This is a genomic window from Faecalibacterium tardum, assembly GCF_040096515.1.
Taxonomy (GTDB): Bacteria; Bacillota; Clostridia; order Oscillospirales; family Ruminococcaceae; genus Faecalibacterium; species Faecalibacterium tardum.
The window spans coordinates 1-2,027 of sequence record NZ_JBBMEO010000086.1; the positions used below are offsets into that span (position 1 = coordinate 1).

Here is a 2,027-nt window from a genome sequence, read left to right on the forward strand (position 1 = left end):
GGGGGAGTCGGAACACCCCTCCCTGCCTCTGGCCCAGCGGAGCGTCCTTGCACGCTGACGGCAGGCAAAAACTTTCCCCGCGGAGCGGCGCGCATTCTAAATCGTCCCGCCTTGGGTGGTCTCCACCACAAAATCCGCTGCTTCCTCAACGCCATACTGCGCAAAATACCCCTCCTCCAGCGGCACCCACCGGGCGGCAAAATCCGCGTAGCGTGCGCCCTCCCGCGCCTGTAAGCGCCGGGTCTGCTCGGCCTTGGTGCAGGTCACGAACACCCGCAGTGTCTCGTAGGGGCGCAGCAGTGGGTGGTGGCTGTAACTGCCCTCTAAAATCACCAGCGGCTGCGCGGGCAGCTGTGCCGGGGGCAGATAAGCCCCCTCCCGGCAGCTGTATGCCCGGTAGGCTACGGGCTGCCCCGCGTAGGCCGGGCGCAGCGCCTCGTCCCGCAGGCGGCTAAGGTCCATGTTGGCGCAGGGGGTGTGTGCCCAGTCCGGGCTGCGCCGGGCGGGCGGCAGGTAGAAATCATCCGTGCGCAGCAGGGTGCAGCCGGGAAACTGCGCTGACAGCCCGTTGGCAAGGGTGGTCTTGCCGCTGCCGCAGCGGCCGTCCAGCGCCAGCACCAGCGGGCGGGTGGGCTTTTGTGCCAGCGCGGCGCTCAGCAGCGCAGACAGGGTGGACGCGGTGATGGGTGTGGGCATGGGTTTGGCCTCCTTGGCAGGGGTGCGCCCCAAGGGGCAGACCCGAGAATACCCCGATTATATCATAATCGCCGCCGGAAGGGTAGCGCGGGCGCGGTTTGTCGTAAATAATTTTTTTGCCGGAAAGGCTTGACACAGCCGGTGGTGCTGTGGTACACTACTGGCGTTAGAAGTGACTAACCGTGTGAGACCACACCGGCAGTGCCCGCAGCCCGGGCGTGCTGCTTCTTTTTTTGAAGTGGCGGTTAGCTGTGCCTTACTTATAACAGCCCGGCATCCGGGGCATACTGACCCCGACACCGCCGCCAAAGGAGAACCGCCATGGAGCGTGATTTTGAGACCGTAATGATCGAACAATGTGCCCCGGTACTGGCGGGGCTGAAGCCTGCGGGGCTGTTCCGCTACGAAACGCGCGACCGTGCCGACCTTGCCCGGCGGGTGGCGGGCTGGAACGCCCAGCTGAACCCCAAGGGCTTGCAGGTGCGGGTGCTGCGGGGGTGCATCGCCACCCGGCAGTATCTGGTGTACGTCTACCGCGCCGCCAAGCTGCAGACAGTGCTGGCAGATGCCGCTGTGCGCGGCTTTTTAGCCCGGGAGGGCTACCGTCTGCCGGAGGATGCCGCGGACTGCGGTGCCTTGCTCGACCAGCTCAGCCTGCGGCTGTGCTGCGCGGCAGAGGCGGCGGATTTCCCGCATGAGATCGGGGTATTTCTGGGCTATCCGCTGGAGGACGTTGTGGGCTTTATCCGGCACCGGGGCAAGTGCTTTACCTGCTGCGGATGCTGGAAGTCCTACGGCGACCCTGCCGCCGCCCAGCAGCACTTTGACCAGCTGGCCAAGTGCACGGCGGTGTATCTGCGGCTGTTCCACAGCGGCACGCCCATTTTAAAGCTGGCGGTCGCCGCCTGAAAAATCGATATTCTCTTTTCAAATACTCTCTTTTATCCTGGCAACTCTCCTATGCTTCCGACACAGGAGAGAGCGATCCTCCTTTTTACACATGACCGCCCGGTGCAGCTTTGACCCCTGTGCCGGGCGGTCGTGCGTTTGGGGGAATGCGCTCCCACGCGGGGCGGGACGATTTAGAATGGCTTCCGCTGCGCTCTAGCCATCTTCAGCGGAAAGATTATTTATAATTTCGGGATAGCGGAGCGCCTGCGGGCGCTCCGCTATCCCATTTTCACGGGAGGGGTCGTAATGGGAAACGGCATTTGCAGCGCCGCTTTCTGCGAAAGCGCGGCGCTGCGGGGAAAGCACTGCTAATCTGCGCCCTCATCCGGCGCTACGCGCCACCTTCCCCCGACCGGGGGAAGGCTTTAGCAACGGTAAAG

The 2,027-nt window shown here is 63.9% G+C and carries 2 protein-coding genes; one reads left to right on the top strand and one right to left on the bottom strand.

The genetic code is table 11. The annotated features are described in order from the left end of the window. Positions 1 to 96 precede the first annotated feature (96 nt). A complete protein-coding gene (locus WMO44_RS14825; protein WP_349153035.1) occupies positions 97 to 696 on the bottom strand; it encodes a uridine kinase family protein in 600 nt (199 codons plus the stop codon). Between the two features lie 321 nt (positions 697 to 1,017). Here WMO44_RS14825 and WMO44_RS14830 point away from each other — a divergent pair, with 321 nt between their 5' ends. After that, positions 1,018 to 1,605, top strand: a complete 588-nt coding sequence (locus tag WMO44_RS14830; protein WP_112090589.1) for a DUF3793 family protein — start codon at positions 1,018 to 1,020, stop codon at positions 1,603 to 1,605. Positions 1,606 to 2,027 lie beyond the last annotated feature (422 nt).